The organism is Exiguobacterium sp. UBA5002 (genome assembly GCF_002396765.1).
Lineage (GTDB): Bacteria > Bacillota > Bacilli > Exiguobacteriales > Exiguobacteriaceae > Exiguobacterium_A.
On sequence record NZ_DGYQ01000040.1, the window covers coordinates 1 to 23,101 of the forward strand.

Below are 23,101 nucleotides of genomic sequence, written 5' to 3' on the forward strand. Positions count from 1 at the left end.
TTTTGGGGAGCATATCAGAGTGGTGTGAAACGCGTTTTTTTCTAGAAGAAGGATTCGAGAAGCGTTTTGTTCACTCGACATCGCTTCCTAGGGAAAAACAAGCAAGAGCGACCCTGCAGCGAAGCGAAGCGGCGCGATGCTTGTCCCAGGAAAACGATGCGAGACGAACAAAAAAGCGCAATCCTTCTCGTTAGAGAAAAATTGCACTTTACCTTCAGTCTCAAAGCACTCTAGACACGAAATCTAGAGTGCTTTTTGATGCTGTTCTATTATTTGCTTGTTTGTTTGATCGGGAACCAGCCTGGACGACTTGTGATGCCTGCCCATAATGCATCTGGAACGACGAGTTCTGCTTGTGCTTCTGGATCAAGTTCGGTCCGGATTGACGCAAGGTCACCCGCTTCGACTTTTTCAACCCATTTCGGTTCCATGATCAGTTCACGACCGAGAGCGATCATTGGAACGACAGCCAAACCTTGTTCGACTTCGTCCGCTGTGTGCAGCGATCCGACACCGATGACAGGTACTTGTTCGCCAACCCGTTCTTGGACGAGCGTGATTGGTGATGTCGTTGCATTTTCGTCACGAATCGAACCTGCGAAGAAGTCCATCACGGAAACGTGCAAGTAATCGAGGTCTTTTTTCGCTAGCTCATCGACGAGGCGCATCGTATCATCGAGTGTGATTCCTGGATTTTCGATCTCTTCTGGAGAGAAACGGTATCCGACGATGAACGAAGGATCCTGTTTCGCGACAGCTTCGACTGCATCTACGACCGCTAATGGGAAGGCGAGACGTTTTTCTAAGCTACCGCCCCATTTGTCTTCGCGACGGTTTGAGTGTGGTGAGAAGAATTGTTGAATCAAGTACGTGTTCGCACCGTGAATCTCAACACCATCAAATCCAGCTTCCATCGCACGACGTGTCGCTTGACCGAATGCTTCAATGATTGCTTCAACTTCTTCCGCCTCTAGCGCACGAGGTGTCATTGCCCCTTCACGTACGGGTGCGACAGCACTTGCACTGACTGTTTGTCCACCGACGAGTTCTGGTGGTGCCATACGACCAGCGTGGAAGATTTGTAAGATCGCTTTTGCGCCTTTATCTTGAATCGTTTTTGCGAGTCGCTTCAGACTTGGAACGAGATCGTCACGATGCGCACCGAACTCATTCGGGAATCCTTGACCGTCTGCCGTGACGTTCGCACATGCTGTAATGACCGCACTGACGCCGCCTGAACGTTCTGCATAGTACGCGAGTTCCGCATCCGATACTTCGCCGTTCTCTTGTGCCGCATAGTTCGTCATCGGTGCCATCAAGACGCGGTTTTTCAGCGTCACACCGTTTGGTAATGTAAATGGTTCAAACATTGCTTGAGTTGCCATGAGTGAAGTGCCTCCTCTAGTTTCTTGAATTGAATATCGACAGTATACGCTCGTCTTCCTCTGAATAGCTACTGATGTGCTTACGCAATGTGTCACTTGCGGATTGCTTTACGGCGCCCCCCCGGCCACCACCAGTTCCAGTGACCAAATAGTTTCATCAGTGCGGGGACGAGGAGCATCCGGACGATCGTAGCATCAATAAAAATCGCAAGCGCGATACCGACGCCTAGTTGTTTGATTGGACTGACGCCCGTGAAGGCAAACGCTCCTGTGACGACGATCATGATCAAGGCAGCAGACGTAATGATCTTACTCGTCTTCGCAAGCCCCATCTCGGTCGCGTAATCGTTATCGCCTGTCTCGTCATAATATTCTTCCATTCGCGAGACGAGGAACACTTCATAATCCATCGATAAACCAAAGACGAGTGAGAAGATGAAGACTGGTGTCAGAATGCCGATCGTCTCCTGCGGAAGAACTGCGCCGGACTCGAACAAGATGACGAGTAACCCGAATGTCGCTCCTAGACTAAGCAAATTCATCAGAATCGCCTTGATTGGGATCAAGATGGACCGGAACGCAATCAGCAGGATGATGAACGTTGCCAAGACGACGACACCGACTGCTAGTGGGAGTTTCGATTCAATGGCATCATAAATTTCCTGATTGAAGGCTGCCGGTCCCCCGACAAGATAACCGTCCGCTTGCATCTTTCGCACCCAGTCTTGCGAAGCAGCATCGCCGGGATCTCCTTTTAAGTTAACATCAATTCGTGCTTGGTCGTTCTCTGATAGAAATGCCGTCAAAGCTTCGCGCCCGGCCGGAACAGCGACTAACTGCTCGAGCGGCACTTGTTGCTGTTCGGTAATCGTTGCGGCGGATACGACGGAACGTACATCGGGATCCGACTCGAGTCGAATCGTCACGTCTTCGATTTTTTCTCGTCCCACCTCTGAGGAAGCATCAGCAGATAAGATGAGGACGGCGTCCGTTCCATCGTTTCCGAATGTTTTTTCCCACGACTCAAAGGCGAGACGCGACGGATAGGATTCCGGCAAGGCAGTTGCTTGCGGAATGTTCAACGTCAAGTCACGTAACGGCAATAAACAAGGTAACAACAGCAATAAGGACAAAATCGTAACTGCGACCGGGCGCTTCATGACGAAACGTGCGAGGCGGCGCCAACGATCTTCTCCACGACCTGCTTGTTGCCGGAAAAGTCGTCCTTTTTCTATTACCTTCCCGAAAACGATTAATAGTGCCGGTAATAATGTCAACGCACTGACGACTGCCCCGAGTACCGAAACGAGTGTCCCGATTGCGACAGCGCGGAAGACATCAACATCAATCAACAACAATCCGGCAAGTCCGACGAATACACAGATTCCGGAAAATAAAATCGAGCGTCCTGCCGTCTCGACCGAACGAATCGCTGCCGACCGAATCCCTTGTCCGTCCTGCCGTTCTTCACGGAACCGATTAACGTATAACAACGAAAAATCAATGCCGAGTGCCAGCGAAATCATTGCGACCGCATTCAAGACGAAGATCGATAACTCTTGTTGTCCGGCAACGAAATAAAGAATACCGGCTCCCAAAACAAAAGTGACGAGTCCCATGATCAAGGGTAAGATGGCGGCAACGGGTGTACCGAAAACGAGTAGTAAGACGATCAATGCTGCCGGAATTCCGATTAACTCAGCTCGGATGAGGTCATTTTTGGACGCTGTATTCAAATTATCAACGACGACCGGTTCACCCGTTAGCCGAATCATCCCGGTACCATCCAGTTGACGTGTGACCGCTGTTGCCCATTTCGCATCAAGTGTTGGTACACCGACTGTCACGTATCCCTTATCGTCCCGCATCGCTCGCGGATTTTCGACGGGACCAATGACGTTCCCGACTCCTTTGATGTCACGGAAGCGCTCGACATGTTGTACCATCGTTTGTCGTAGATTCTCTTGATTCTCAAATAGGACGATGATCGTATGTGGATCCTGCCCAAAATCTTGAGCGAGCACCGTTTCGACACGTTGAAAATCACCGTCACGTGTAAATCCATTTCCTTCTAGACGATCGGGTAATTGATATGCAAAATAACCAAGCACGACGAGTAGAAGCCCCCAAACGATCAACACTCCTCGAAAATACGCACTAATCAGATGACCAAGCCGTTCCATGATGCGTCTCCTTCCTGTATAAACGTACAAAAAACATCCTTCTTGCTGAAAAGCGAAAAGGATGTTTCATTACGTCTTTTGAAAAATTTGAATCCATGTGTTGCCGAATGTCGCCGATGTCGACACGATCGCAAGACGCCGCGCCTCTTCATCGAGTAACACACTTTTGAGTAAAACGGAGGAGTAGCATCCCTCGAACTTATATTTCAGCTGACTCTTTTCATACAAGTAAAACCGAGAGGAATCGGTGATCGAAAACAATTGGTGCCGGTGGTCAACGAGTGAATACTCCGCGTAATCCGAAAAAGGAATGATTGATTCCTGATTCGTCGCGGCATCCCAAATCACATACCGTTCTTGTAGATCATCATAGGAGATGATCGTCGTAGGTGCGATGAATCGCTCGAACGTCAAACGTGTATCATATCCTCGCTCAACTAATCGTCCGAACAGCGGCGCCTCTTCATAGTTTGAGTACCGCCAGTCCCCTGTTTGAACGTTCACACAGACGACGTCCGTTTCTGCCGTGTATAGGAAGATTTCATCATCTTGCCACAAGAATAAATTACTGAACCATGCTTCGGAAAAAGCAGCGGGTCGCTTAATGTAATTTAAATGCCCTTGCTCTAAATCCAATAAACCAAAATAAGCTGACTCTTCAAATACGATGAACAATCGTCCACCGCCTGGCTCAATGTACCAGGAGAATGGAACATACGCACATGCTGTTTCCCACAGTGGTCTTAAATCCGCATCACATTTCATAAATCCGTGGCGATCTCGAAAAAGAAGCAAATCCTCCCCGATGCGATCAAACAGTGAGACGGATTCATGGAGTAACAGCTCTGCAGCAGGTTTATACATATGCATCACTTCCTACTTCATACGGTATCAACCTTCTCAGTTTCTCGCTACTATTGATGCGCTCGGCTTGCACCTCCTGTTATACTAACTTCATGGAAAAAGGAGGACGAACACGATGAAACCTTTACAATTATCCGCAGAGACAGCTGTCGAACTTGCGAAACGTCTGAACGTACCACTTGAACAACTAATGCATATGCCACGCCATATCTTGATTCAAAAGCTCGTCGAACTCGAGCAGGAACAAGCGAACACGGAACCTGATTCGTCTAGCGAATCGGAATCTTGAGTAAGTAGCCTCTTTTCCAACGGTGGAAGGAGGCTTTATTTTTCACCTTAGGATTGCGGATGATATTCTGATTTACCATACTGGAAGACGTTAATGATTGCTTTCCCATCACTCGGATAACCGTTCGGATGATCGATCGGGAAGAGGGAGAAAAAGACGAAATAAAACGAAAAATACGCGAATTGATAGGTAAAGATTGATGCTTCGAACACACCGGCGTAAATCAGACCATTGATTGCTAAGATACTCGCCACGTTTGCAATCGATCCACCGGCATAAACCAGAATGTTGGCGAATTTCGTCTCCTTACGTAGTGCCTCATATTGACACCAACCATCCCAAAAATAGACGCGATTCAAACGAATCGGACCAACACGAAGCAACGACTTTCCTGAACCGATATTGATCTCCATGTTTCCGCCGAATAATCGGGCAAAAAAGTAATGTCCCATCTCATGAATCAATGTCACGATAGGCAATAGTAAAAAGAACGACAAAAAGAATTTCCATAAATCACCGAAACCGAACATACAACGTACATCCTTTCACGTCAAAACAACATTTAAAATACTACATATGAATTGTTCCCGAAAGATGTATGTTCAAACAATCTTTCAATGATTTTCGTAAATCAATTGTATGACAGGCTGACATCGGACTGTCATCCACGCAAAAAAGGACGAAGCCTTATAGCGCTTCGTCCTTTTTGATTTAATCGGTTTTCTTACGACGCTTGTTCGCTGCGTACAACAATCCGATGATCGTCAGTGCTGCACCACCTGCTACCGCGTATTTCTTGTAATCTGCTTTTCGTTCCGCAATAACCGTAGTCGTCAATGCTGGAACGACTAACTGTTTTTCTTCGTGCAACCGTGGTGCGTGTAATTTAACGGCACCCGACTCCACTAACACCTCGAATTCACCATTTGGCAATTCAATCGTGATATCTTTTTCCGTCGCATTGTGATAGACACGCTGCCGTTCGACGTATCCTTCATATGTTCGCTTCAGTTCAAAGGCAATGACACCTTCCTCTTCTTCAAGGAAACGAAGATGTTTTTTGATCATCGCCGCGTTTGCGAGACGGAACATCGGATACTGACGACGAAGGGCAATCAATCCTTTGACGTACTCGACTGCTGGACGCTCTGTTTCTGCCCGTTCATAGTCGAGACGATTCACGACCTCTCCGGCATTGAAGCTGTCACGAATACCGTCTTTCGTCCGGAAGAACTCTTGTCCGGCATGGAGGAAAGGAATCCCTTGTCCCGTCAAAATGATCGCATTTGCAAGCATTTGCCGTTTCCGACGAATCTCTTCCGTGTCTTCTGGACGAGACACCGTCAATTTATCCCAAATCGTCAAATCATCGTGCGCCTCGACGTACGAGACGACTTGATTCGGCTCATCGGCAAACCCTTGCGAAGAGACGTTACCAGCGATTCCCCGTTTGACTTCACTCGTCCGGTCAAATGCACCACTGATGAAACCACGGTCTTCTGGCGTTTGGACGTCGCCTTTGACCCCGTCCCGTAAACCGTTGTTGAAATGAGCGATTCCTGGCATCTTCGGTGCGTTGAAATAGTTCGCTTTTTCTTCCGGATCAAGTGGCGTATCGAGATCCCAGCCTTCACCGATGATCAGAATCGATGGATCAATCCGGTCAAGTGCATGGCGCACTTGATTCATCGTCTCGACATCATGAAGTCCCATTAAGTCGAAGCGGAACCCATCGAGATGGTATTCTTTCGCCCAGTACGTCACACAATCAAGAATGAACTTTCGCATCATCAGACGTTCAGATGCAGTATCATTTCCACAGAAACTACCGTTTGAGAGACTCCCATCCGCCTCTTGACGATAAAAGTATCCAGGAACGAATTGACCGAGCGGAACCGTTGCTGCATCATACGTATGATTGAAGACGACGTCCATGATGACACGGATCCCACGATCATGTAACGCTTGTACCAATTGCTTTAACTCAAGGATCCGCGTTCGTGGATCATCCGGATTCGATGAGTACGAACCTTCCGGCGCAAAGTAGTTCATCGGATCATACCCCCAGTTATAGTTATCCGGGTCGTTCGGCGCTGTCTCATTGACTGAGCCAAAATCATAGATCGGCAGCAACTGGACATGCGTCACACCAAGATCCGCTAAATAATCAAGTCCTGTCAATCCGCCATTTGGTGTCCGTGTCCCTGCTTCCGTCAATCCAGTGAACGTACCACGTGCGACGACACCACTAGCCGGATGACTCGTTGCATCGCGTACATGTAATTCATACACAACTGCGTCTTGCGAAGAATGGAACAGTGGGCGTTCTTCGATCCATCGTTCTGGTGTCACACTTGTCGGGTCGATCAACGCACCGCGTTTTCCATTCGTTCCGACGGCTTTCGCATACGGATCGACCGCCTCGACCTTTTGTCCGTTGATGCTCGCTTGAAACGTATAGAAATAACCTTCATATGCCGCTCGATCGAGTTCAACGACGTACGTTCCCCGTTCGCCTGCCACCATCTCGACCTCTTCGACTTTTCGTGCGCGTAGTGTCTTGTAGAGACGAATCACGACACGTTCTGCCGTCGGCGCCCACAAGCGCACGCGAATTGCTGTCTCTGAGAAGGTCGCTCCTAAATCATTTCCACTATAGGCAAATCGCTCATCCAGTTCTTGCGGTGTGAGCGTCAACATGTCTGCTGTTTGTTTCAAAGCTAAGCACCCCTTTCATTTCATGGTTTTTATTATAACAAAATTTCAAAGCAGTGGACGCTTCCGGTATTCCTCTCTAAAATAGAGAGTGGAATGAAAGGGGAGATTAACATGGCAGCAAAAGATAATTCATTTGATATCGTGTCACAAATCAACATCGAGGAAGTCAAGAATGCCGTTCAGATCGCACTAAAAGAAATCACGAACCGCTTCGACTTCAAAGGTTCAAAGAGCGACATGAAGCTCGAAAAAGAGGATTTGATTCTAATCTCAGATGACGATTTCAAACTCGATCAAGTCAAAGATGTCTTAACAGCAAAATTGATTAAGCGCGAAGTCCCGACAAAAAACCTGCAGTACGAAAAAGTCGAACAGGCTGCTGGCAATACGGTTCGCCAACGCGTCATCCTTAAGAGCGGGATTGATCGTGACGATGCGAAAAAGATCAACAATGCCGTCAAGGAATCGAAATTAAAAGTGAAGACACAGATCCAAGATGATCAAATCCGCGTCACAGGTAAATCACGTGACGACTTGCAACAAGTCATGCAAATCGTTCGTGAGCTTCCATTATCGGTCGACGTTCAATTCATTAACTTCCGTTAATCGATTGATCTGAACGCTCATATTCAAAAGATAGGCATAGCGCATTTTCGGGTATCTCCTTAACAAAGGAGTGGTCGATCATGCGTTATGCCCTTTTTGCGGATCTTCATAGCTCATTAGCCGACACAGCGGCTGTCCTAGCTGACATACGGCGGCTCGCTCCCGATGCGCATTTGTTTTGTCTCGGTGATGTTCATGAATGCCATGTCGGTAAAAAGCGAGCGAAGCGCTATTCTTTCGAATCGCTCTCCCTCGTCGTGACGCTCGATGATGATTTTTTAAAGCTGATTGATTTTAAGACGTTACTTGGTAATCAAGAAGAGCGCATCCTGTCGCTCGTTCCACCACATCTATCTCCTGTCATCGATGCATTACGCGATTGCCCTCGAAAACAACGGATCGAGGGGGCGTTATTGATTCATGGAGATCAACTCAGTTGGTCGCGGGATTTTCTACCCGACCTGTCACAACAACGCGAACCGTTACTCTTTTTTGGTCATAGTCATATCAGAGGTTTGTTTCGAAATGGCATCGCGAAACCGAGCCCACTAGGTCAAACTTTATCCATCAAAGGAGGACGGTATGCCGTCAATCTAGGTCCCGTCATGTTCGAACGAGAATGGTGTCTTTACGATTCAGAGCAACAAACGATCGTATTCTATCAGGCGAAGTAAGAAGATACGACAAAAGCCGTCGGGCACAGGGCTCGACGGCTTTTGTTCGTGTATCTTATTGATCAGAGATAACGGACAAGCGATGCCTTAACAACATCCACTTGTGTGAAGTTCGTCTCTTCCGCGAATGTTTCGATGACTTGACGGACATCCCCTTGACGACGTACGAAGCTCGTCGGGACTGGTGTTGTACCGACAAGTTGCTCATGCAAACTCGTCAATCGATGATCATCGATGATCGTCGTCATCAAATCAAGGAACAGAAGAACATGCAGACGGTTCAAATAATCCCATGGCTTGTCTTCCGAACGGAATTCATTACGAGCGAGCCATTTTTTCAATCCGATCGCATCGATTTGACTCAACGTCTCTGTCGTGCGCGCCGACTTCCAAAGCGTCAACAGTTCGCCGAGTTTTTTTCGTGTCTGTTTTTTACGCATGAAGAATTCAAAATTGTCTTTCGTGCGCAACGCGTCTCCTTCGATCGGAGCAATCAAATCAGCTTCCGGCGCCGTCACGAAATCGTGAACGAAATCGACAGACTCTCCCGGTAACCAAGCAGCGAGTTTCCCGTGAAAATCAGCCATGAAGGCGACGGTTTCTGCCAAAGGCTCCTGCTTCATCCGTGAAGCAGCTTGCTGTAATCGGTCTTTCGTCTCAGTCTTCATAATCTACCTCTTCTTATTCGTGGATTGGTCTTACATTTCTTCCGGAGCGCCGACACCAAGTAAACGAAGACCTTCTGTCAAGACGATCGTGACGGACTTGACGAGTGCAAGACGCGATTGTTTTGCTGCGTCATCTTCGAGAACACGGACGTGTCCGTAGTATTTATTAAAGCTTTGTGCAAGATCTAAGACGTAACGGCTGATGATTGACGGCTCGCGACGTGTGAACGCGCGATCGATGACCGTCGAGAATTGGTTCAGCATCGATACGACACCCCATGCATGGTCATCGGCACTGCCAGCGAATGGTGTGCCATCATAGCTACCTTTACGGAGCAATGAGTGCGCACGAGCATTCGTATACTGGACATACGGTCCTGTTTCACCTTCGAATTTCAACATCTGCTCAAGATCGAACTCGATATTGTTCATCCGTTCATTTTTCAAATCATGGAAGATGACGGCGCCAACACCTACTTGACGAGCTGTTGCTTCGGCATTCGCTAAGTTCGGATTTTTTTCCGCGATGTTTTGCTTCGCGACGTCGATTGCTTCTTGTAGTACTTCTTCAAGCAAGACGATCCGACCTTTACGCGTAGACATTTTCTTTCCGTCTTTCATAATCAAACCGAACGGTACATGGTGCATTCCGTCGACATTCTCAAATCCAAGTTTCTTCAGGACTGCGAACAATTGCTTAAAGTGAAGCGCTTGTTCGCCGCCAACGACGTAGAATGCTTGCTCAAAACGGTACGTTTCGAGACGATAGACAGCAGCGGCTAAGTCACGTGTCGCATAAAGCGTTGCGCCATCCTTCTTTTTAATCAAAGCAGGCGGCATACCTTCTGCTTCGAGGTCGACGACCATTGCCCCTTCTGATTCGACGAGTAAATCTTTTTCTTCAAGCAAATCGATGACGTGTTGCATCTTGTCGTTGTAGAAAGCTTCTCCGTTCAAGCTATCGAATTTAACTCCGAGCATCTCATAAACACGATTGAACTCAACAAGTGAGACTTCACGGAACCACGTCCAAAGCGTTGTTGCCTGCTCATCACCTTGTTCGAGTTTTTTGAACCAGAGACGTCCTTCGTCTTCAAGTGCCGGATTTGTTTCCGCTTCTTCGTGGAACCGGACATATAATTTCAACAATTCCTTGATTGGTTCTGCACGGACCGCTTCTTCCTCACCCCACATCGTGTACGCAACCATCAATTTCCCGAACTGTGTTCCCCAGTCCCCTAAATGGTTGATCCCGACGACGTCGTACCCTTTTTTACGTGAGATTTGGTTGAGCGCGTTTCCGATTACCGTTGAACGTAAGTGACCCATCGAGAATGGTTTCGCGATGTTTGGTGATGAAAAATCAGTGACAATCGTTTTTCCATTGGCTTCACTTGATCCGAACGCCTCATTTTCCGTCAGAACTTGGTTGACGATTTCTTGCGAGACGACTTCCCGATTCAAGAAGACGTTGATGTAAGGACCTACAGCCTGAACGTTTGAGAACAATGGCGCGTCGATTTTTTCTGCGAGGTCCGAAGCAATCATATTGGGTGCTTTACGGAATGCTTTCGCGAGCATGAAGCATGGGAATGCTAGATCTCCATGATCTTCATGTTTCGGTTGCTCGATTAGTTGTTCGATTTGTTCAATCGATAAGGCACCTTCCATGACTTGATGTAATACTTCTGCGTATTGCGTTTTATAACTCATCTTTATTTCCTCCTGCTTCACTGATTTTTGGCAATAAAAAACGCCCCTTGCGCCACGCGCAAAGAGACGGAATGACCGCGGTACCACTCTTCTTGGTGTCCTTTTGACACCCACCTTGTTCGGGGATAACGGGGTTCCCCCGGCTACGCCTTTTCCTTCAGGAATCGGGTAGCGTCTCAGAAGTGCGCTTCACGACCGGTTCGTCCTCAGGCTTCCACCATTCCCTGATTCGCTAGTTGACGAAAATCAACCGTTACTCTCTTCATCATCGACTGTATTCGATATCTTTCACATTATACGCAATTCTTTCTTTTCTCTCAACCTTATTTTTTTGGTAAATGGCTTATCAAAATTTCCACAATTCGGGTATAGGAATAAAAGATACTTCTCAGGGAGAGGGATGTTTCATGCGCTACTACCAACAGGTAGCCCGGACGAGCTGGATCGTTTTCAGTCTCGTCGCCTTGACATTGTTATTGATTGGCATCGTTCATCCACCTACCTTCCCTCCTTCCATCTCCATCGTCAATACCCTTTATTTGTTTGGGCTCGTTCTCCTGTTTCAGTTCGATAATGTCCGTCGTGGCGGCATTTATTATACGTTTCAAGAAGGAATCATTTTATTTTTATTCCTCAATTACGGTTTGACGTACGCTTTGATTTTAAGCCAAGTCGGTATTCTCGTCTTTCAATTCATGTCTCACCGAAAAGCGATTCGCTGGAAACGTTTCGCCTATCTCTACCCAATCAACGCCTTGTTTGATTTAGTCTACATCTCGCTTCCGGTATTTGCGTATGAAGCGCTCGGTGGACCGATCGGCTCAAGCTTTACGTATACAAAAGCTCTGATTCCCTTCATCGGCTTTTTGATCACAGTCTTCCTTGTTTCTTACTTCCAATGTCTGCTCGTCAATCGCTTTCTTTTCTTGAAATACGATTGGCAACGTCTTGTGAAGCTTCAGTCCCTCGTCTACGGAATCAGTATGTTAAGTGCTCTACTTGGGATCTGGTTCTACGATGAAAGTCCTCTTGTCGCGGCTACAGTCTCCGCCTTGATTCTCTTTTTATTCAAACGTCTGTTGCAAGAACGTGGTGACTCACTTGAAGCAAATGATAATGCTAAACGATTTGATGATGCGAAGGAACACTTATTGATCTCCCGCTTCGAACGCGAGACGATCGACTCGTTACTTCTCGATTTACCGCATCTGCTATCGTTTTCTGAAGGCTGGATTTCGATTCAACAACAGCGGAAACAAGTCATCTATGACATCCGGACGAAGCAACCGATCGATGTGTTACCGCTGTTTCACTCTTTGACAGCCGACGATTTGCATACCCCGATCATCTATGGTCTTCGTTGCGACTGGGGAAACGATATTCAAATCGGATTGCCTGTCGATCGCCATTCAATGCTAGCAATTCCTTCGATTACGAGCGGAGAAGTCGATGTCTCGATCATTCTGTTCCATCAAGTCGCAGACGCCTATGATGCGACGAATGCCGACGAATTATCTCGTCTACTCCGTATCTTTTGTCGCGTCCTAGAACGCTCTCGTGAAACGGTTCAACTCTATACAGAAAGTCGGACTGACGCCTTAACGGAATTACCAAATAGTCGCGCCTTTTACGAACACGGTCGACAAGAATTCGCTGCTGATTGCTATCCGCTTTCCGTGATTCTGTTTGATATCGATCATTTCAAACGCGTCAACGATACGTACGGGCATAAAGTAGGCGATCTCGTCCTCCGTGAACTCGGTCGACGCATCCAGGTGATCCAACTGCAACATGATGATGTCTTCGCTGCTCGTTATGGCGGGGAGGAATTCGTACTTTTGTTGCGAAATCGTAGTCAAGAGGCTGCCATTCAGATTGCCGAGACGGTCCGCCATGCGGTCATGGATCGCCCCTTCCTCGTCGATGGTCACCGACTTTCCTTAACTATAAGCCTCGGAATTGATACAGTGGAAGAAAGATATCAACGGACGTTCGAAGAATCGCTACGTCAAGCCGATCATGCACTCTATGTCGGCGGAAAACACAACGGACGCAATTGTACCGCGCACTATGCAAATCTTTGAAAGGTCGTGACTCTATTGTCGATTACGGAAATTGAAATGACGCTACCGACATCACAAACCCACCGGACGATTCGAATTCATCGTCCGCCACATTTTGATCCTTCTGAAGCTTTACCAGTAATTTATATGCATGACGGACAAAACGTCTTTAGTGGAGAAACCGCCTCGTTCGGAAAAGGCTGGGAGATTCATCTTGCACTACAACAGACACAGATTCCGGCAATGGTCGTCGCGATTGACAGTCCAGAAGATGGAATGGATCGGTACGATGACTATGCTCCTTGGAGTGACGAAGCCTTATTGATGCGGAGCGCCTATCCTTCGCACCGGACGTCAATCGGTGGCAACGGTAAGGTCTATATGGACTGGATCATCCGCGAGTTAAAACCATACATTGATGCCAACTACGCGACACGCCCTGACGATACGACGATGATCGGCAGCTCGATGGGTGGCGTCATTTCGCTTTATGGATTGTTCGCGTATCCGGAAGTCATCACGCGTGTCGCTGCCCTGTCGACGGCCGGATGGGCAAATTTCTCCTCACTTCTTGAATTCATCGAGCGCAGTCCGTCGCTGTCTACTGCCCATCGCTGTTATATGGATGTCGGCACAAAAGAAGTGAGTGGTCCGATGACCGAGACGGATTATTTACACACGAATGATGTCTTAGCGCGAGCGGTCGAACAGAAACTCGCTCAAAGTCGCTATACGATCATTCCGGAAGCAATCCATCATGAAACGGCCTGGGCCAAACGTTTGCCAGATATTTTACGTTACTTGTTCCCATCCTCTTGAATACACAAAAAAGCCGGACGGTTTCTATTAAAGAAATCATCCGGCTTTTTACGCGTGCCTTATACTAATTCTTCTTGTTGCTCTTTTTCATAACGGTTGCGCGGATGCTCCCGGCATTCATCGGAACACGAACGCATGACTTTTGGTTCGCATTCTTCACAGCAGAAGTGCTGTCGATTGCATTCCGGGTTTGCGCAATTAACGTAGCGCGTCTCCGGTTTTCCACAGTAGTAACATTCTGAGACGACAGAAGGATTGACGGCATTGACAGGAACTTGTACACGCTCATCAAAGACGTATAGTTCGCCTTCCCAGTCCTCTCCTTGTGTCTGTTCATCTTTTCCGTACATGACGACTCCGCCTTTAAGGTGGAAGATATCATCACTCTGTTGCCGTTTACGGAAGTACGCCGTAAATTTTTCACAACGAACACCACCCGTACAGTATGTGAGAACCTTTTTTCCTTCAAACAAATGCTCGTTCTCGTCAAGCCACTCCGGGAATTCCCGTGAAGCATTGACATCCACTTTTACAGCATTCTTGAAGTGTCCGAGGTCGTATTCGTAGTTGTTGCGTACATCGAGAATGACGACGTCATCTTGTTTCATCATTTCTTTCCACTCTGCTGGTTCAAGATACGCAGCGTGTTCTTCTGGTACGTTGAATTCGTCCTCAAAACGCCATGTGACGAGTTCTTTTTTGTAACGGACGAACGTCTTTTTGAAGGCATGCTCCTCGACTTCATCGATTTTGAATTCGATGTCAGCGAATCGTGGATCCGCCGTCAAGTCCTTCATGTATTGTTCCGTTTGTTCGACCGTTCCAGAGAGTGTGCCGTTGATTCCTTCAGGTGCAATCAAAATCCGACCTTTGATACCGAGCTCTTTACAGTAAGCAAGATGCTCTTTCGTTAGCTGTTCCGCATTTTCAATTGGAACATACTTATAAAATAATAGTACGCGATAAGGTTTCATATTCCTCATTAGCCCCCATGTCAGTTTTTTGCAGTAAAACGAACGTTGGCAAACGAAGCGTCTAGCTATTGACTAGCTGGGAACGCCTGCAAAACGCACCCATTTAAGTATAATACCAACTCCCTTTCGAATGTACAATCCACAATTCCTGAATCCCTTTCAAGGAATTTCATTCCCTTTCTGAATCCGAAAGAGGTAAAATAAAACACAGTAGTACATCTCGCAAGGAGGATTCCGAATGCTCCATACACTTCGTGACTGGATCGAGCAGATGATTTTCTTTCTCCAAGACTTACCTGGAGGAGCTGCCACCGGTTTGATTGCCCCGTTTCTTGAGTCTCTATTTCCTTTCCTGCCACTCGTCCTGATCATTTCCGCGAATGCGGCAACCTATGGTTTTGGTATGGGTGTTCTCGTATCATGGGTCGGGAGCATGCTTGGATCACTCGTCGTCTTCGCTTGTATTCGATATCTATTTCGTCGTCCGGTTACGCGTTGGCTTGAAAAACACCATGCCGCACAACAGTGGATCGAACGTGTTCGTCACATGAGTCCCATCTCACTCGGATTCTTTTTCTCGCTTCCGTTCATGCCTGCGTTCATCATCACGTCCATTTCCGCCATGATTCAACTATCGCTGCGGACGTATTTGATCGCTGCTGGTGCCGGTCGTCTGATCGTCGTCATCATCTTCTCGCTAATCGGAAAGGAATGGTCCACGTTCCTTGAACGTCCGATGCGTCTTGTCCTTCTATTTTTGATTTTACTCGCCATCTGGGGAGTCAGTCGCGGTACGGAAGAATGGCTGAAGCGTCGTGCGCTCTCAAAACGTGCGGATCATTTACGGGAAATCGAAGATAAGATTGAACGTCCATCTGAAAAATGACTCAAGCCTGTCTATGATTCCATAGGCAGGCTTTTTAAGTTGTTCTCATTTTCCGGGCACTAGGTCTTTTGAATCATTTTCCGACATAATTAATATATAAAAATAACGTTCAAACAATGTTCAATATTGCAAACGCTTACATTAAATTGGTATGACCAATATTAATATAATAATGAGTTTTTCTTCTTAAAAATTAGGATAGCTTTTCCAGAAACGACATCCTTATAATGAATTTACATTCATTCCTTAAAGGAGGCGTCCTCATGCATCAAGTGTCCGAAGTTCAAAAAAATGAAGCGACTCAATCCGCTCCAGCAATCGTCGAGAGCGCTACCTTTCAACAATTGATGCGTCAAAAGAATGGCTTCATTCTTCCAGCCATCAGTTTCTGTCTTATTTTTTATTTTACGCTTCCGATTTTAACAAGCTATTTCACGATTTTAAATCAGCCGGTGTTCGGTGATATTACGGGTGCTTGGATCTTCGCTTTTGCTCAGTTCATCATGACGTGGACGTTCTGCATGATGTACAGCAAAAAAGCACGTGCCTTTGATCGACTCGTCGAACAGATCAAGGAGGAGTCGAAATGAATTATACTGCCGTTGCCTTATTTGCGGCGATCGTCGGTTTGACGCTCGTCATTACATACTTTGCTGCTCGTAAAACAAAAACTGCTAACGACTTTTATACAGCGGATGGCGGACTCACTGGTGCACAAAACGGGATGGCGATTGCCGGCGACTATATGTCCGCTGCCTCGTTCCTCGGAATTGCTGGGATGATCGCTTTAGCCGGATTTGACGGATTCTTCTACTCGATCGGCTTCCTCGTTGCCTATCTGGTTGTCTTGTACCTCGTTGCCGAACCACTTCGGAACCTTGGGAAGTACACGATGGCGGATATGATTGCCGCTCGTTTCAATGCTTCAAAAGTTCGAGGAGTCGCCGCCATGAACTCCATCGCGATCTCGATTTTCTATATGATTGCGCAACTCGTTGGTGCGGGTGCCTTGATTGAACTGTTATTAGGAATTCCTTACACGACAAGTGTCATCATTGTCGGTATCTTGATGACAGTCTACGTCGTCTTCGGTGGTATGACAGCGACCTCATGGGTCCAAATCATCAAAGCGATTCTCTTGATGGCAGGAACAGCTGTCATTTCGTTCATGGTATTCGCCAAGTTCGATTTTTCGATCTTCAAGATGTTTTCAGAAGTCAAACAAGCGACACCGCTCGGTGATTCATTCTTGAATCCCGGAAACAAGTTCAAATTACCGCTCGATACGATTTCATTGAATCTCGCACTCGTTCTCGGAACGGCTGGATTACCACATATCTTGATTCGTTTCTTTACTGTTAAGGATGCTCCGACTGCTCGTAAATCCGTCGTATATGCGACGTGGATCATCGGTGCCTTTTATATCTTGACGATCTTCCTCGGCTTTGGTGCCGCTGCTTTCGTCGGTTCTGAAGATATCATTGCTGCCAATGCTGCTGGTAACATGGCGGCACCACTTCTCGCTCAAGCACTCGGTGGTGATTTACTCTTCGCGTTCGTCGCTGCAGTCGCCTTTGCGACGATCCTCGCCGTTGTTGCGGGACTTGTCTTATCCGCAGCATCCGCCTTTGCCCATGACTTCTACAGTCATATTCTTCGCAAAGGACAAGCAACGGAAAAAGAACAGATGACGGCAGCACGACTCGCTTCCATCGCCGTCGCCTTGATTTCGATGGTACTGGCATTGTTCGCACAAACGATGAACGTCGCGTTCCTCGTTTCGCTTGCCTTTGCTGTCGCGGCAAGTGCCAACTTGCCAGTCATTCTCTTGACGATCTTCTGGCGCCGTTTCAATACTGGCGGAGCTGTCACAGGTATGGTCGTCGGGTTATTCTCTTCACTGATTCTCGTCGCACTCAGTCCAAATCTTTGGGCAGTCGACGGTTCAGCCTTGTTCGTCGGGGAAGCCCTCTTCCCGCTGACGAATCCAGGAATCGTCTCCATCCCACTTGGCTTCCTCGGAGCCATCGTCGGGACATTGTTGACGAAATCGAACGAAGTTGCCGGTAACTTCGAGCGTATCTTAGTCAAGGCCAATACCGGTATCGATGCAGCCACGGAAGTCGCCGCGTCAAAAGAATAAGTTCCCCTTAACGGCTCCTTCAACCCCCTTGAAGGAGCCGTCCCCTTTTACATTCTTCTCATTCATTGCCATACTAAGTGGATAATAGAGAAGAAAAGGAAAGGAAGACTGAACATGGATCTCGCTTTTTATTATTTCTTAATCCTCGGATTTTTCATTGGAATCATCTCCGGCTTTTTCGGAATCGGTGGCGGTATCATCTTGACGCCCCTACTACTCATTTTAGGATATGCTCCAAGTGTTGCGATCGCGACCAGTCTCATGTTGACTCTCGGATCAACGGTTTCAGGTACGATCTCTCACTTACGTCTTAAAAATGTCGTCTGGCGCGATAGTCTTGTCGTCGGGGGCGTTGGAATCATCGGTTCGACGATCGCGACACCACTTGTCCTTCGTTTAGAGGAGGTCAACGGTGCTCATCTCGTCATCTCGATCGTTTATATCGGACTCTTACTCTATTTCGCGAATAAGTTCTTACGTCCGAAAACAACGACCGGTGAACAGACGGGTTGGAAAAATCGATATCTCGCTCTTGCCTTCACTGGTCTGTTCGCTGGATTCATCTCTTCGCTTCTCGGTGTCAGCGGTGGATTCATCATCACACCGTTACTCGTCGGGATCGTTGGCTATGAGTTGAAACGTGCAGTCGGAACGAGTATTGCTTCCGCGTTACTGATCGTCCTATCGGGACTCGTCAACTATACGGTCGCGAGCACTAATATCGATATCCTCGTCGGGATCATGCTGATTGTCGGCGCCTTGCTCGGAGCACCGATTGGCGCGAAACAGTTGACGCATTTCGAAAGTCCGTTCGTCAAAAAGTACCTTGGTATCTTCTATTTGACAGTTGCGGTCAGTGTCCTACTCGAAGTCATCGGCTGGAACGTCGCTTCACTTTCCGTTCTCGTTGCGCTTAGTTTGATTTTCTTACTGACACTCCTCGTCTACAGCCGTCGTCGAACGAATGGATGAATCGTCTCATCAGAAAAGCGGTGATGCCCCTATCAGGCATCACCGCTTTTTTCCGTTAAGCCACTCGTTTGTGACCGGCTCGTTCATAGTCTCTCGTTTGTTCAATGACTAAGTGCGACAAGAACAACATTCCAATCAAGTTCGGAATCATCATTAATCCATTTGCAATATCTGCGACCAGCCACAACGGTTCTAATTGCGCGACCGCACCATAACAGGCTGCGAGCGCAAAGAACACGCGGTATCCTTCGTTGAAGCGTGTCGTACCGCTCAAGTACTCCAAGCACTTCTCTCCATAGACATACCAACCAATGATCGTTGAATAACCGAAGAAGAAGACGGAGAAAGCGACCGTCCATTCTCCAAATGATCCTAGAACACTCGCAAAGGCGGTTGCTGTCAGTGCTGCCCCGGAAAGATTCGCATCATGCATCATACCTGAATGTAGCCCACCTGACGGATCCCAAAAACCTGTCGTCAGAAGGACGAGTGCCGTCATCGTACAAACGATCAAGGTCACGATGAAGGTACTCGTCATCGAAATCAACCCTTGTTCGACCGGACGCTCACTTTTTGCAGATCCAGCAATCAAGGCTGCCGTCCCAAGTCCTGCTTCGTTCGTGAAAATCCCCCGTGCTACACCGACTTGCATCGCCATCATGATTGATACACCGGTGAAGGCTCCCGCTGGCGCAAGCGGCTGGAAGGCGTACTCAAAGATTAAACCAAAGGCTGGTAGAATCTGATCTGCCTTCAATACTAAAAGGACACAAGCGGCACCGATATAGAGTAAGCTCATGATCGGAACGAAGATCGTCGAGATCGCACTGACGCGTTCGAGCCCACCACGAATCGATACGTAGACCGCAATCGCGAGCAGAATGCCGAACACTAGCAGCGGCACACGGAACGATTGCTCAAGCACCGTTGCCATCGCATTCGCTTGCACCGTATTCCCAACACCAAACGATGCGATCAAACCAAATACCGCAAACAGGATGGCGAGTAGTTTAAATTTAGGTCCTAGTCCCTTCTCGATATAATACATCGGTCCACTGACGGCTTCGCCGCGTTCGTTTCGACTTCTAAAGAGAATGGCAAGGAGGCTTTCTGCATATTTCGTCGCCATTCCAATTAAACCGATGACCCACATCCAAAAGACTGCGCCCGGTCCGCCCATCGTCAAGGCGACTGCGATCCCTGCGATGTTTCCGTTTCCGATCGTCGCCGCGAGGGACGTCATCAACATCTGAAAGCTACTGATTTCACCTTCACCTTGCCCTGATTTTTGAACAGATAATTGAAACGCTTGTTTTAAACGCCGAAACTGAAGACCACGTAAGCGGATCGTAAAGTACACTCCTGTTCCTACCAACAACATCATACTCGGAATCCCCCAGACCCAAGTCGATATCAGACGTAACACTTCCATGCTATTTCATCCTCTCTCTCTTTTCCGAGGCTTACCGTAGCATGTAGTTGTGTTTTCTTACAATACAAAAGAATACTTTTTGTGATTTTACACAATAGAAGATATACTAAAACTATCGAGTGAAAGAGAAAGAAGGGAAACCTCATGTTAGAAGCTTCATATCATTCCTTAGACGACTTAGCGGAAGCGATCGGTATTGCCTTGAATGCCCCGATTACGATTGAAGATCGCAATCACCGCCTTCTTGCGTATAGTACGCATACGGCTGATACAGACCCTGCCCGTGTCGCAACGATCATTGGTCGCCGGGTACCGGAATCGGTCATCGACCAACTCTGGAAAGATGAAGTCATCCAGAGCCTTGCTACACAAGATGATCCACTCATTATTTCGGCACGCACGGATGTCGGACTGAATGACCGTGTCGCCATTGCGATCAAGCAAGATTCAGAAATTCTCGGCTATATTTGGTCGATTGCTCGAAGCACGCCGTTTACTCCTTCGGAACTAGCGGACTTAAAGAAAGGAGCTCTACTTGCTCAACGTCAGTTACTGGCGATCGACATGCAGAAAAAACGGAAGGAAGAGCAGACGGAACAGTTTTTCTTCGAGTTATTACATGAAGAATTATCCGAGTCGGAAATCCTGAAGATGTTCTCTAAACTCCATGTCGCACCACCCGGCATTAGTCGTTTGACGGTCATTCGGTTTTCAGAGGCAATTACACCGCGTCTCGCCGATCGCCTGCGCTATTTATTGACGATTCAGCAGACGGTTCGTCCGTTACTTTATGCGTATGATGAAACAGATTTCATCTTGTGGATCAGCACAAACGACCGGGACGCAGAACAAGAGCGTCTGCAGTTCGACGCCTTCATCCAGTCGTTTCGACAATTGCTCGCGGAGCGGTTCGATTATACGGACTTCGTCGCAGCAAGTAGTGAAGTCTTCACGGGCGTCCAAGCGATTCCGGAGCGTTATGAAGAAGCTGGCATCGTCTTACGTTTAAAGGACGCCTTTCCATTTGAGCTGAAGAATGTGACCCGTTACGAACGCCTCGGCTTATTCCAGCTCTTACCGATTTTCTCGGAGCGTCTGCGACGGCGGACGGTTCGCTTGGAAGAAATCGAACGGCTGCGTGCTTACGATGTGAAACATGCCTCCTCCTTATGTGAGACGCTAGAATGGTTCCTTCATTATGATGGAAACGTCAAACAAGTCGCTTCCCATCTCCATGTCCATCCGAATACGATCCTCTATCGGATGCGACGGATCGAGGAGGAAGCGGGCATTCGAATGGAATCTTTACCTGAACGCTCCTTACTTTATTTGTATCTAAAAGCAGACCGATATCCTTTGTGATTTTTCACAAAGGATATCGGTTATTTTTGAAAACACCGATAAAGTAGAACGCTTTCATTTCTCGTATACTGAAGATGAAGAGAAATTGATTTGTTTATTTGCGAAAGGGGATCGCGTTCACATGATCATTGGAGTATTAAAGGAAATCAAAAACAACGAAAACCGTGTTGCATTAACACCTGCCGGGGTAGCAGCGTTACATGCACAAGGACATCGTGTCATCATTGAATCGATGGCAGGTATGGGGAGTGGCTTCACGAACGAAGAGTACGTTAAAGCAGGTGCTGAAATCATCGCGACTGCTGCTGAAGTCTGGGCAACAGCCGAACTCGCTCTAAAAGTTAAAGAGCCGATCGCTTCAGAGTACCAATACTTCCGTCCGGATCTGACATTGTTCACGTATCTTCACTTAGCGGCTGAGCCAGAACTGACACGTGCACTTGTTGATTCGAACATCACAGCAATCGCTTATGAGACGGTTGAAAAGAACCGCACACTTCCATTGTTAACACCAATGAGTGAAGTCGCAGGACGTATGGCATCGCAAATCGGTGCACAGTTCTTGGAAAAACCACACGGTGGTATGGGCATCCTGCTTGCAGGTGTTCCTGGGGTTCGTCGTGGAAAAGTCACAGTCATCGGCGGCGGTGTCGTCGGAACGAATGCTGCGAAACTCGCGGTTGGTCTCGGTGCGGATGTCACGATCATCGATGTCAGCCCAGAACGCCTTCGTCAGCTCGATGATATCTTCGGTAACTCGATCAACACATTGATCTCAAACCCGTACACGATTGCTGAAGCGGTCGCTGAAAGTGATCTCGTCATCGGTGCTGTCTTGATTCCAGGTGCAAAAGCACCGAAACTCGTCACTGCCGACATGGTCAAACGCATGAAGCCGGGCGCTGTCATCGTTGACGTTGCTATCGACCAAGGTGGTATCTTCGAAACGGTCGATCGTATCTCGACGCATGATGACCCAACGTACGAAAAATTCGGTGTCGTTCATTACGCAGTCGCGAACATGCCGGGTGCCGTTCCACGCACGTCTACACTTGCATTGACGAACGCAACGCTCCCGTATGTCCTTGAACTCGCGAACAAAGGCACACACCGTGCGCTTGCTGAAAACGAGGCTCTCGAAAAAGGATTGAATGTCGCACAAGGATTCGTCACGTACGAAGCGGTCGCACGCGATCTCGGATACACGTACAAATCCGTTGAAGATGTGCTTCACCTACATGCATGATCTTGAAAGTAGAAATAGTCGATGATTCCTTTTTGAGGAACCATCGACTATTTTTTATGAAAAGAAGGAATCCCAGGCGAATCTCTTCATTACTTCTTGAGGCA

The 23,101-nt window shown here is 47.6% G+C and carries 20 protein-coding genes and 1 other annotated feature; of the genes, 11 read left to right on the forward strand and 9 right to left on the reverse strand.

What is annotated here, in order from left to right; genetic code table 11:
• Positions 1 to 269 precede the first annotated feature (269 nt).
• From B4C70_RS12420 to B4C70_RS12430, 3 genes are all read right to left on the reverse strand, one after another.
• Positions 270 to 1,385, reverse strand: coding sequence for an NADH-dependent flavin oxidoreductase (locus B4C70_RS12420; RefSeq protein ID WP_023469665.1), 1,116 nt, complete (start codon positions 1,383 to 1,385; stop codon positions 270 to 272).
• A 92-nt stretch (positions 1,386 to 1,477) separates the two neighbouring features.
• Positions 1,478 to 3,568, reverse strand: coding sequence for an MMPL family transporter (locus B4C70_RS12425; RefSeq protein WP_290779874.1), 2,091 nt, complete (start codon positions 3,566 to 3,568; stop codon positions 1,478 to 1,480).
• A 69-nt stretch (positions 3,569 to 3,637) separates the two neighbouring features.
• A complete protein-coding gene (locus tag B4C70_RS12430) occupies positions 3,638 to 4,432 on the reverse strand; it encodes a hypothetical protein (RefSeq protein ID WP_290779876.1) in 795 nt (264 codons plus the stop codon).
• A gap of 115 nt (positions 4,433 to 4,547) precedes the next feature.
• On the opposite strand from B4C70_RS12430, the gene B4C70_RS12435 reads away from it, so the two are divergent.
• Positions 4,548 to 4,721 (forward strand): YycC family protein, encoded by a 174-nt coding sequence (locus tag B4C70_RS12435; protein WP_069201452.1) that lies wholly within the window; start codon positions 4,548 to 4,550, stop codon positions 4,719 to 4,721.
• A gap of 47 nt (positions 4,722 to 4,768) precedes the next feature.
• Here B4C70_RS12435 and B4C70_RS12440 read toward each other — a convergent pair whose 3' ends face one another.
• Together B4C70_RS12440 and pulA are read right to left on the reverse strand one after the other, a co-directional pair.
• Entirely contained in the window at positions 4,769 to 5,251 is a 483-nt protein-coding gene (locus tag B4C70_RS12440; RefSeq protein WP_290779878.1) for a site-2 protease family protein, read from the reverse strand.
• 181 nt (positions 5,252 to 5,432) lie between these two features.
• Positions 5,433 to 7,439 carry a type I pullulanase gene (gene pulA, locus B4C70_RS12445; RefSeq protein WP_290779881.1) on the reverse strand — a complete coding sequence of 669 codons (2,007 nt, stop codon included), beginning with the start codon at positions 7,437 to 7,439 and terminating at the stop codon, positions 5,433 to 5,435.
• Positions 7,440 to 7,550: 111 nt separating this feature from the next.
• On the opposite strand from pulA, the gene B4C70_RS12450 reads away from it, so the two are divergent.
• Positions 7,551 to 8,045, forward strand: coding sequence for a YajQ family cyclic di-GMP-binding protein (locus tag B4C70_RS12450; RefSeq protein ID WP_023469671.1), 495 nt, complete (start codon positions 7,551 to 7,553; stop codon positions 8,043 to 8,045).
• 80 nt (positions 8,046 to 8,125) lie between these two features.
• Positions 8,126 to 8,719, forward strand: coding sequence for a metallophosphoesterase family protein (locus B4C70_RS12455; protein WP_290719432.1), 594 nt, complete (start codon positions 8,126 to 8,128; stop codon positions 8,717 to 8,719).
• Positions 8,720 to 8,781: 62 nt separating this feature from the next.
• Here B4C70_RS12455 and B4C70_RS12460 read toward each other — a convergent pair whose 3' ends face one another.
• Together B4C70_RS12460 and argS are read right to left on the reverse strand one after the other, a co-directional pair.
• Positions 8,782 to 9,387 (reverse strand): hypothetical protein, encoded by a 606-nt coding sequence (locus B4C70_RS12460; protein WP_290779884.1) that lies wholly within the window; start codon positions 9,385 to 9,387, stop codon positions 8,782 to 8,784.
• Positions 9,388 to 9,417: 30 nt separating this feature from the next.
• Positions 9,418 to 11,100 carry an arginine--tRNA ligase gene (gene argS, locus B4C70_RS12465; RefSeq protein ID WP_290779887.1) on the reverse strand — a complete coding sequence of 561 codons (1,683 nt, stop codon included), beginning with the start codon at positions 11,098 to 11,100 and terminating at the stop codon, positions 9,418 to 9,420.
• Positions 11,101 to 11,159: 59 nt separating this feature from the next.
• Positions 11,160 to 11,378 (reverse strand) — a binding site (T-box leader).
• Between the two features lie 129 nt (positions 11,379 to 11,507).
• On the opposite strand from argS, the gene B4C70_RS12470 reads away from it, so the two are divergent.
• Together B4C70_RS12470 and B4C70_RS12475 are read left to right on the forward strand one after the other, a co-directional pair.
• The gene (locus B4C70_RS12470; protein WP_290779891.1) at positions 11,508 to 13,184 is read left to right on the forward strand and encodes a GGDEF domain-containing protein; all 1,677 of its coding nucleotides are present in this window, start codon (positions 11,508 to 11,510) and stop codon (positions 13,182 to 13,184) included.
• Positions 13,185 to 13,199: 15 nt separating this feature from the next.
• Positions 13,200 to 13,982: an alpha/beta hydrolase gene (locus B4C70_RS12475; protein ID WP_290779894.1), complete on the forward strand. Its 783-nt coding sequence runs from the start codon at positions 13,200 to 13,202 to the stop codon at positions 13,980 to 13,982.
• Positions 13,983 to 14,041: 59 nt separating this feature from the next.
• Here B4C70_RS12475 and B4C70_RS12480 read toward each other — a convergent pair whose 3' ends face one another.
• Positions 14,042 to 14,956, reverse strand: a complete 915-nt coding sequence (locus B4C70_RS12480; RefSeq protein ID WP_396136368.1) for a rhodanese-related sulfurtransferase — start codon at positions 14,954 to 14,956, stop codon at positions 14,042 to 14,044.
• Between the two features lie 238 nt (positions 14,957 to 15,194).
• On the opposite strand from B4C70_RS12480, the gene B4C70_RS12485 reads away from it, so the two are divergent.
• The 4 genes from B4C70_RS12485 (at position 15,195) to B4C70_RS12500 (ending at position 18,957) form a co-directional block, all read left to right on the forward strand.
• Positions 15,195 to 15,842 carry a TVP38/TMEM64 family protein gene (locus B4C70_RS12485; protein ID WP_023469681.1) on the forward strand — a complete coding sequence of 216 codons (648 nt, stop codon included), beginning with the start codon at positions 15,195 to 15,197 and terminating at the stop codon, positions 15,840 to 15,842.
• 263 nt (positions 15,843 to 16,105) lie between these two features.
• Positions 16,106 to 16,432, forward strand: coding sequence for a DUF485 domain-containing protein (locus B4C70_RS12490; RefSeq protein ID WP_023469682.1), 327 nt, complete (start codon positions 16,106 to 16,108; stop codon positions 16,430 to 16,432).
• The gene (locus tag B4C70_RS12495) at positions 16,429 to 17,985 is read left to right on the forward strand and encodes a solute symporter family protein (protein ID WP_214729068.1); all 1,557 of its coding nucleotides are present in this window, start codon (positions 16,429 to 16,431) and stop codon (positions 17,983 to 17,985) included. The genes B4C70_RS12490 and B4C70_RS12495 overlap by 4 nt, the downstream gene beginning before the upstream one ends.
• A gap of 114 nt (positions 17,986 to 18,099) precedes the next feature.
• On the forward strand, positions 18,100 to 18,957 hold the full coding sequence (locus B4C70_RS12500) for a sulfite exporter TauE/SafE family protein (protein WP_290779900.1): 858 nt from the start codon (positions 18,100 to 18,102) through the stop codon (positions 18,955 to 18,957).
• Between the two features lie 55 nt (positions 18,958 to 19,012).
• On the opposite strand, the gene B4C70_RS12505 is transcribed toward B4C70_RS12500, so the two are convergent.
• Positions 19,013 to 20,389, reverse strand: a complete 1,377-nt coding sequence (locus B4C70_RS12505; RefSeq protein WP_290779903.1) for an alanine/glycine:cation symporter family protein — start codon at positions 20,387 to 20,389, stop codon at positions 19,013 to 19,015.
• Positions 20,390 to 20,533: 144 nt separating this feature from the next.
• On the opposite strand from B4C70_RS12505, the gene B4C70_RS12510 reads away from it, so the two are divergent.
• The gene (locus B4C70_RS12510) at positions 20,534 to 21,751 is read left to right on the forward strand and encodes a PucR family transcriptional regulator (RefSeq protein WP_035395605.1); all 1,218 of its coding nucleotides are present in this window, start codon (positions 20,534 to 20,536) and stop codon (positions 21,749 to 21,751) included.
• Between the two features lie 121 nt (positions 21,752 to 21,872).
• Complete coding sequence (ald, locus tag B4C70_RS12515) at positions 21,873 to 22,997, forward strand: alanine dehydrogenase (protein WP_023469687.1); 1,125 nt, start codon at positions 21,873 to 21,875, stop codon at positions 22,995 to 22,997.
• Positions 22,998 to 23,101 lie beyond the last annotated feature (104 nt).

Bases quoted from the DNA above. Each gene is read 5' to 3' on its own strand.
- B4C70_RS12420 (WP_023469665.1), bottom strand. From the start codon at position 1,385: ATGGCAACTCAAGCAATGTTTGAACCATTTACATTACCAAACGGTGTG.
- B4C70_RS12425 (WP_290779874.1), bottom strand. From the start codon at position 3,568: ATGGAACGGCTTGGTCATCTGATTAGTGCGTATTTTCGAGGAGTGTTG.
- B4C70_RS12430 (WP_290779876.1), bottom strand. From the start codon at position 4,432: ATGTATAAACCTGCTGCAGAGCTGTTACTCCATGAATCCGTCTCACTG.
- B4C70_RS12435 (WP_069201452.1), top strand. From the start codon at position 4,548: ATGAAACCTTTACAATTATCCGCAGAGACAGCTGTCGAACTTGCGAAA.
- B4C70_RS12440 (WP_290779878.1), bottom strand. From the start codon at position 5,251: ATGTTCGGTTTCGGTGATTTATGGAAATTCTTTTTGTCGTTCTTTTTA.
- B4C70_RS12450 (WP_023469671.1), top strand. From the start codon at position 7,551: ATGGCAGCAAAAGATAATTCATTTGATATCGTGTCACAAATCAACATC.
- B4C70_RS12455 (WP_290719432.1), top strand. From the start codon at position 8,126: ATGCGTTATGCCCTTTTTGCGGATCTTCATAGCTCATTAGCCGACACA.
- B4C70_RS12460 (WP_290779884.1), bottom strand. From the start codon at position 9,387: ATGAAGACTGAGACGAAAGACCGATTACAGCAAGCTGCTTCACGGATG.
- argS (WP_290779887.1), bottom strand. From the start codon at position 11,100: ATGAGTTATAAAACGCAATACGCAGAAGTATTACATCAAGTCATGGAA.
- B4C70_RS12470 (WP_290779891.1), top strand. From the start codon at position 11,508: ATGCGCTACTACCAACAGGTAGCCCGGACGAGCTGGATCGTTTTCAGT.
- B4C70_RS12480 (WP_396136368.1), bottom strand. From the start codon at position 14,956: ATGAAACCTTATCGCGTACTATTATTTTATAAGTATGTTCCAATTGAA.
- B4C70_RS12485 (WP_023469681.1), top strand. From the start codon at position 15,195: ATGCTCCATACACTTCGTGACTGGATCGAGCAGATGATTTTCTTTCTC.
- B4C70_RS12490 (WP_023469682.1), top strand. From the start codon at position 16,106: ATGCATCAAGTGTCCGAAGTTCAAAAAAATGAAGCGACTCAATCCGCT.
- B4C70_RS12495 (WP_214729068.1), top strand. From the start codon at position 16,429: ATGAATTATACTGCCGTTGCCTTATTTGCGGCGATCGTCGGTTTGACG.
- B4C70_RS12500 (WP_290779900.1), top strand. From the start codon at position 18,100: ATGGATCTCGCTTTTTATTATTTCTTAATCCTCGGATTTTTCATTGGA.
- B4C70_RS12505 (WP_290779903.1), bottom strand. From the start codon at position 20,389: ATGGAAGTGTTACGTCTGATATCGACTTGGGTCTGGGGGATTCCGAGT.
- B4C70_RS12510 (WP_035395605.1), top strand. From the start codon at position 20,534: ATGTTAGAAGCTTCATATCATTCCTTAGACGACTTAGCGGAAGCGATC.
- ald (WP_023469687.1), top strand. From the start codon at position 21,873: ATGATCATTGGAGTATTAAAGGAAATCAAAAACAACGAAAACCGTGTT.